The sequence below is a fragment of the Devosia sp. genome (assembly GCF_035944845.1).
Classification (GTDB): domain Bacteria; phylum Pseudomonadota; class Alphaproteobacteria; order Rhizobiales; family Devosiaceae; genus Devosia_A.
This window is the reverse complement of the sequence record NZ_DASZAW010000020.1, coordinates 26,794-33,684: the sequence shown is the minus strand read 5'-3', so window position 1 is coordinate 33,684 and position 6,891 is coordinate 26,794. Positions and strand designations below refer to the sequence as shown.

Sequence of the window (6,891 nt, the reverse complement as noted above, 5' to 3'; positions counted from 1 at the left end):
GATAGTAGACCATCGGGATGGTCTGACTGTTGGTCGCGAGCTGGTAGATCTTGCCGCCGAAGCTGTTCGAGGTGGGGTTGACCCAGTCGCTCAGCTCGTCTGCGGTGAACTCGGCAAGCTTCCCGGCTTCCGCAAGCCCCGTCGGGGTCACTGCAACCATGATGTCGGGAAGCTGGCCCGTCGAGTCGAGTTGTCTTGCATAAGCGTCGCGATCGATGGTTGGCGACACTAGCTTCTCGATGGTCACCCCCGGCACCACCGCGTTGGCGTCGGCGATGGCCTTGTCCCAATATGCCGCGGTCAGGTTCGGCGTTTCAAACGTCAGAAACGTCAACTCGACGTTGTCCTCCGCCCACGCGGAACCCATCATGAGACCGACGGCAACGGTGGCCGTGATGGTCTTAGCTAATTTGGTCATTTCCGTTCTCCTCCATCGCTTCCTGGGGCGATAGACTTATTTAAGTAACTACCTTATGTATGTCAAGGCACGGTCCCCCGGGCCGCTTGCACGGACGTGTCAACCTGTTATGAGACCCCAATGTCACCTAGGTCAGAACACCCTAACGGTGAGCCATCAACCCTGCGACGGCTCAACCGCGCCGCGGCAATGCGGACTCTTCTGAACGGCGGCGAAACCACGATCGCCGAACTGGCTCGTTCTACCAAACTGTCGCGACAGACAACCACTCAGGTCGTTGATGACCTGGTCGCGTCGGGCTTTGTCGAAATACTTCAGGCCGGCCCGCCTGGCGGAATGGGCCGACCCGCCCAGCGCGTTGTGCTCAAGACCAGCGCGGGCAACGTTCTCGGGGTCGACGTGGGCGCTCACAAGATACTCGTGCTGGTTGGGGACCTGTTTGGGAACATCGTCAGCAAGGCCCGGCGCACCGTCACACCCGCCGACCTTCCTGCCGACAGGTTGTCGGTCACCAACGATTGTATCACAGAGGCGTTGGCCCGCTGTCCCGGCGGCCAGCCGCGGATCACTCAGGCGGGCGTTGCCACTGTGGGTAGCGTCGAGCCGGATGGGAACGTCATCTATTGTAAGGCGATACGGGATTGGGAGGGACAGAACCCGGCCCGCGCCGTTTCGGAGGCGTTTGGTTTTCCGGCTTACGGATTCACTGACATGAACATGTCTGTGCTCGCCGAGCACTGGCGCGGCGCGGCACGTGACGCCACCAACGTGGTGTACCTTCATGCGGGACGCCGTCTCGGGATGGCGCTTCTCGTAGGTGGAGTGCCGCTGCGTGGTCATCATTCAGCGGCCGGACAGATCGGCATCTGGCGGCAGCTGTCCTGGAAGGAAGATTACGAAGACTTGATGAACCCAGTTGGCGGTGCCGAAGCCGTCTTCGCTGCGGCGGCCGCCGGGGACCTTGGCGCCAAGGCGCGCATCGCCTCCTTTGTGGCCGACATGTGTCAAGGCGTAGCCCCAGTCGTGGTCGCATTTGATCCTGAGCTCCTGGTGTTGGGTGGAGGCATTTCCGCTGCGGGCAACCAGATCGCCGAACCGCTCCGGACCGGCATGCAGGTGGAGACGGAATTCGCTCCAAATGTGGTGTGCTCAACGCTAGGGGATGAAGCTGTAGCGCTCGGCGCCCTGCGCGAAGCGCTCGATAGGGCCAAGTCGGGGATTTTCGATGAGCTTGCGATGCCCTCAGTAGGCTAACAATCCTTCTGCCGTCCGCGACCTGTCCTTTGCGCTACCATAGGGACGGCACCACTACCCGATGCGTACGCACTCGACTCATTTGGTCGTCACGTGTTGGCGCGGACAATGCGGTCAGCGTTTTCCAAGACCTTCGACTTTGACCTCGATCTGCGAGATGGGGGCACGTCTGGTTCCGTAGCAGCGGGCGCCGGCGGCAAGGATGCCCAGGACATGCCAAAGGCTTACGCGCAATGTCGCCTGGCACCCATCTGCCGAATCTGCAGGACACCAACACTAGCTTGCGTTGGCACCATGCCACTTGGCCTTGGCCAAGAGCTTATAGTTATCGCGTTGAAATCGCAGTATGTCTCATGAAAGACTAGGCTCGAGTTCCAACGTCAGCACGTGTGCCAGGCAACACAATCGCAAAGTTCTTTGAAACACCGCTTTATTCCTCGACCGCAGCCGCGATGGTAGCTTTTGGGCACATCCTCAAGGGACCGAGACAATGAGTGATTACGACCTACAGGACTTTCTTTTTGACCTGCGCGGCTACCATATCCTGGAGAACGCTGTCGACGCCGAGCTGCTGGGCGAGTTGAACGCCGAGTTCGACAGGTTTCCGCAGGACCTGGGCTACGGAGACTGGTACGGCAACGCCCAACGGCTCGACAACAACGGCTGGGCCGGCCTTGAAATGCAGAACATCGTCGAAGCTGGCAAACCGTTCGAAAAGCTCATCGATCACCCCGCCTGGATCGAGCGACTACGCCGCTATTGCGGTGAAGAAGGTACGTACGTCGAGGGGCTATTCCTCGACGAGTGCTTTGCCTCGATCCGGCGCAATGGGGGTTATTTCCCAATGCACTCGGGTGGGCAGGACGGTATCGTTCGCAACCAGTTCCGCTTCGTCAACGGCAAGTTCCGCTGCGGCCAGGTCAACATCCTTCTGGCACTCACGGACATCGGTCCTGGGGACGGCGGCACGCGCATCCTGCCGGGGAGCCACAAGTCAAACTTCGCGCATCCGGTCTTCGCCCGCGACTTTGCCGAGCGGACCAAGGACACCGACGAAGTCGTCGAGGGCTCGATAGAGGTGACCTTGAAGGCCGGCGATGCGCTGATGTTTTGCGACGCAACTTCACACGGCGCGACCAAGCGAATCAATCAGGGTGACCGCCGCGTCGTGATCTATCGATACGGTCCGTGTTGGGGTTCCACGCGCTACGGCTTCCGCTATTCCGAGGAGCTGTTGAACCGCGTCACGCCCGAACAACGGCGTATCCTGGAGCCGATCGCCCCGCGCGCACCGGGCAGCGGTCACGGACTCAAGAGCTAATCCAGACCGGCGCCGGAGGCTTCCCATGTCCGACATTCCCGTGACCCCGGCGCCGGACTCGCTGCCGATCATTTGCGGCGTCCAGGAGCAAGTCGGCGAATTCGCACGCGGCTGGCGTCCGCGAGGCACCCACGACTGGCTGCTGGTCATGACGACGGGCGGGCAGGGCTATGTCCGCGCCGATGGCCGACAGCGCCTGCTCAGCCGGGGCGACATCCTACTTATCTCGCCGGATACGCCTCAGGAGTACGGCTATGTGGACGAGAACAGCTGGTGGTCGAATATCTGGGCACATTTCCGCCCGCGGCCGCATTGGCTGTCCTGGCTCAACTGGCCGAGCGTGGCCCCGGGGGTCATGGTGCTCGACGCGACCACGCGGCTGGACGAGATCGAGGCCGAGCTTCGGCGCATGGTCGAAGTCGATCAGAGCGCGCGGCGCCTCAGTCTGGAAGCCGCTATGAACGCACTGGAGCGGGCCCTTATCTCCGCCGACGACATCAACCCGCTCCATGCCTCAAGTAGTGTAGATCCCCGCATCCGCCGTGCGCTCGACATCGTCGGCGAACGGCTTAAGGAGACGCTCAGCGTTGACGAACTGGCCCGCTCGGTCGGCTTGTCGCGCTCGCGCTTCAGCGTGCTGTTCTCGCGCGAACTCAACATCTCTCCGCAGTCGTATATCGAGTTGGCGCGGCTCGGTCGGGCCGCACAGCTCCTAATGTTCTCCTCCTCGCCAGTCTCGCAGATCGCCGAGGAGGTTGGCTTCCCCAATGCCTACTACTTTTCGACCCGTTTTCGCCGGCAGTACGGCCTGCCGCCGACCCAGTACCGAGCACACGTGGAGCACGATCATGCAGGAGCATCGCATTGACCGCCGGAATGACCTTGAAGCCTGCCGCCGCTGCGGCCTCTGTGGACAGGGTCGGACACCCTGCGCGAACAGCGAGCCAGCTACTTTGCGGGGTGAATCTGGGGACGCTACTCAACCTGCCCCGGTGGTCGACCGGACCGCGAGGGAACCCGCTGGAGATGGCACGAGCCATTCGTGACGCCGGCTACGAGGCGGTACAGGGAGCCGACGCGGCGCCCTATGCCGAGGCGGGCCTGATCGTCTACGGAGCGGATTGCATCGGGGTTCCACACGAGGCAAGGAAGGTGCTCCAGGCGCAGCGCGCAGGTGGGTTCCGGGCCACGACCCTGCATCTCGGAACCGGGCTGGAAAACGATAGCGAGGCGCTGCGCCTCATCGACGCCACACTGTCCGCTTCCGCGCAACTGGACCAACCGGTTCTGATCGAGACACACCGCGCAACCCTGACGCAGGATATCTGGCGCACGCTGCGCTGGATCGAGTTCTTCCCCGAGCTCCGCTTCAACGCCGACCTTTCTCATTGGTACACTGGGCACGCGATGCCTTACGGCGACTTCACCGCAAAGCTCGATCTGCTGGGACCGGTTTTTGCCCGCACCGGTTTCATCCACGGTCGCATCGGCACCCAGAGCAGCATGCAGGTCTCGATCGGGGTGGGCCATCGCGATGAGCCGCACCTCAGTCATTTCCGGGCGATGTGGAAGCTTTGCTTCGAGGGTTTCCTGCGAAGTGCTCGCCCCACCGACCGGCTCCCTTTCTTGCCCGAGCTTCTGCCCTCGACTGCGGAAGGGCCCGAGGGAACGGTCCACATGGAGTACGCGAACCTTCAATTTGATCGTGACGGGCAGATCGACGAGGTGGTCGACCGCTGGGAACAGGCCTCGATCCTAACTCGCATCGCCGAGGATTTGTTTGCGGCCGTAACTGACGATCTGGCCGCGGTTATGGGCGAGGGCCGCCGAGAATAGCAGCACGACTCCTCGGGCGACCAACTCGCCGAGCTGCTGCACCAGTTCACCGGCGTTGCACATGAACATCCGGTCGCGGTGGCAACTGGCTAGCCAGTCAGATCGCCCGCATCAGTGATCCCCACGGCAAACGGCCGCTAAGGGCCGCAAGCGGAACGTGCTCGTCCGTGTGCAGACGGATATCGGAAGCAGTTGTCGGTAGCCCAATCGGACTTGGCGGCAAGGATTTGGGGCCGGACACTCGGCACTGACCCTATAGCTTCAGTCCACCGACTTGATCGGTGCAACGTGATATCGGCGTTCGCCGGTCTCGTTCCTCTCCGAAGTCACTTCGATCTTGAGCCGCCGTTTCAACGCGCCGCTCAAGAAACCTCTGGCGCTGTGGGCTTGCCAGCCGGTCGCCTTGCAGATTTCGGCTATGCTGGCGCCTTCCTGATGCCGCAGCATGCTCAAGACGAGGTCCTGTTTCGTGGCCCTGTGCACGGCAGACACGGGCTCGGTATTTGCGTTGCCGGGTTTCTTTGCCATCGGGCTCTCTCCATCAGTTAAGTCCGATCAGGATTGACCGGCTGTACTGCCGCGAGCCCGGGTTGGCTGGCCGGGCGGAGAGATGCTGCCGCATCGCGATCGCCACTCATGCTTCGATCGAACAACTAGTCCAGCGGAAGTTCCGAAGCGCCCGTGCGCTGAGCGGTCCCCGGGTTGCCGATCCCGGCGGATGAACGGGTGTCTCAGTCGGGGTTCAGCGGTGGACGTGCATGCTGCTCCGCAACTGGCGCTGCCAGGCATTCAGAGGAGCTGATTATGACCCATCGGCGATTGCTGTTACTCGTCGCCCTGTTGGTTGCGGGACTTTCCGCGACGCTGCCCGCCAAAGCCGTCGATGTAACGGTCGAGTCCGGCGCCTGCGACAGTGCGCTGTCCAGACTCCAGGTCGCCAATGCCGGTGTTACCCGAATCCGCGATATCCAGGGAACCAACATGCTGCGTCGCTACGTCGGAAGGATGCAGTGGCAGGGCGAAAGGATGCTCGTCGGGGCCGAGGTGCACATGTTCACCTGCAAACTGACGAACCTGGTCGCACCGGTCACCGGCACCACGCCGATCTTCGGTCGGTACGCGAGGTCCGGCGGTCACGGTGGCTACTAGCCATGCCTCTGCGGCCTGGACGAGCCGGTAGCAGCGTCGGTCGCACGCCACCGCCTCAATGAAATGAGGAGCCTCAGCTCACGGGGGCTGCTGAGTGATGTTCCTCAAGGCACTGCCAAGGCCTCACGCGCCGAAGGGTGAGGCAAAGCCGCAACGTTCACCAGCCATGCGCGTTAAGAAGAGCGCCCCTTCCCAGAAGTGATCTACAGGTCGCCACGAATCGGCGCTCATATGGAAGTGGCCTCAGTTACAGCTGAGGCCACCCACGGTTAACGCGATGTTAACCACGACGGATCAGGTTTCTTACCGGACAGGTGCGGGACCAGACCCTTTAACAAGGTTGATTGCCGCGAGGCAGTCAGCCTTGTTCCAGTAACCTTCACCAGAGTTTGCAATCTTGCGACCGTTGCTGGCGTAGAGCGTCCAGCGCCAGTGCTTGTTAACGTCTTCGTAGAGGTTGAAGTACATGTCCATTATCCTTTTGGGTTCGGACGATAAGTTTAACCGGTATCAGTTTGAGTACCGGCATGACGGCGCGGAATATGGCATCGTCATCAGCGCCCGAAGCCCCACTGAGGCCAAGGAGCGCATCAACGCTCTCAACTTCGCCCGCTACTGCGGAGAAGTTCGAGCAACTATCCATGTTCCTAGCGTCGGTCTGATCGGGAGGATCATCAGACGCATTCGAACAATTTATCGCGATTCGCGCCGCGACCAATAAAAATACAGTAATCCACAGAACGGGACAGCATTTCTGCCCCTCTAATTGGTCAGGTCTGCTTACGCTTCTTCGCGATGCGCTTGATCAATGTGATGCGCTGCTTAGGCGTGACCTTCACCAGTCCGCCGATGAGTGGGCGCGTTCCGCCGATACGCGCCAGCGGCAGGGTCGTGACGCTCGGTATCTTCGATG

9 protein-coding genes are annotated in these 6,891 nt (G+C 61.4%); 6 read left to right on the top strand and 3 right to left on the bottom strand.

From position 1 onward, the window contains the following. A partial coding sequence (locus VGV07_RS03385; protein ID WP_326867279.1) for a hypothetical protein occupies window positions 1–418 on the bottom strand: 418 nt, incomplete at its 3' end. A 189-nt stretch (window positions 419–607) separates the two neighbouring features. Here VGV07_RS03385 and VGV07_RS03380 point away from each other — a divergent pair. The 4 genes from VGV07_RS03380 (at window position 608) to VGV07_RS03365 (ending at window position 4,829) form a co-directional block, all read left to right on the top strand. Then, on the top strand, window positions 608–1,672 hold the full coding sequence (locus tag VGV07_RS03380; protein WP_326867278.1) for an ROK family transcriptional regulator: 1,065 nt from the start codon (window positions 608–610) through the stop codon (window positions 1,670–1,672). Window positions 1,673–2,162: 490 nt separating this feature from the next. Beyond that, window positions 2,163–2,993 (top strand): phytanoyl-CoA dioxygenase family protein, encoded by an 831-nt coding sequence (locus tag VGV07_RS03375; RefSeq protein WP_326867277.1) that lies wholly within the window; start codon window positions 2,163–2,165, stop codon window positions 2,991–2,993. Between the two features lie 25 nt (window positions 2,994–3,018). Then, window positions 3,019–3,861: a helix-turn-helix domain-containing protein gene (locus VGV07_RS03370; protein ID WP_326867276.1), complete on the top strand. Its 843-nt coding sequence runs from the start codon at window positions 3,019–3,021 to the stop codon at window positions 3,859–3,861. A gap of 158 nt (window positions 3,862–4,019) precedes the next feature. Then, window positions 4,020–4,829 carry a hypothetical protein gene (locus VGV07_RS03365; protein WP_326867275.1) on the top strand — a complete coding sequence of 270 codons (810 nt, stop codon included), beginning with the start codon at window positions 4,020–4,022 and terminating at the stop codon, window positions 4,827–4,829. A gap of 261 nt (window positions 4,830–5,090) precedes the next feature. Here the strand turns inward: VGV07_RS03365 and VGV07_RS03360 are convergent, their stop codons facing one another. Further along, window positions 5,091–5,357 carry a DUF3489 domain-containing protein gene (locus VGV07_RS03360; RefSeq protein WP_326867274.1) on the bottom strand — a complete coding sequence of 89 codons (267 nt, stop codon included), beginning with the start codon at window positions 5,355–5,357 and terminating at the stop codon, window positions 5,091–5,093. A 276-nt stretch (window positions 5,358–5,633) separates the two neighbouring features. Between VGV07_RS03360 and VGV07_RS03355 the strand changes: the two genes are divergently transcribed. Continuing rightward, window positions 5,634–5,978: a hypothetical protein gene (locus VGV07_RS03355; RefSeq protein ID WP_326867273.1), complete on the top strand. Its 345-nt coding sequence runs from the start codon at window positions 5,634–5,636 to the stop codon at window positions 5,976–5,978. A 303-nt stretch (window positions 5,979–6,281) separates the two neighbouring features. Here VGV07_RS03355 and VGV07_RS03350 read toward each other — a convergent pair whose 3' ends face one another. Continuing rightward, a complete protein-coding gene (locus tag VGV07_RS03350) occupies window positions 6,282–6,446 on the bottom strand; it encodes a YegP family protein (protein WP_326867272.1) in 165 nt (54 codons plus the stop codon). Here VGV07_RS03350 and VGV07_RS03345 point away from each other — a divergent pair. Then, a complete protein-coding gene (locus VGV07_RS03345) occupies window positions 6,445–6,699 on the top strand; it encodes a hypothetical protein (RefSeq protein ID WP_326867271.1) in 255 nt (84 codons plus the stop codon). The two genes, VGV07_RS03350 and VGV07_RS03345, sit on opposite strands and share 2 nt — an antisense overlap. The last annotated feature ends 192 nt before the right edge of the window (window positions 6,700–6,891 follow it).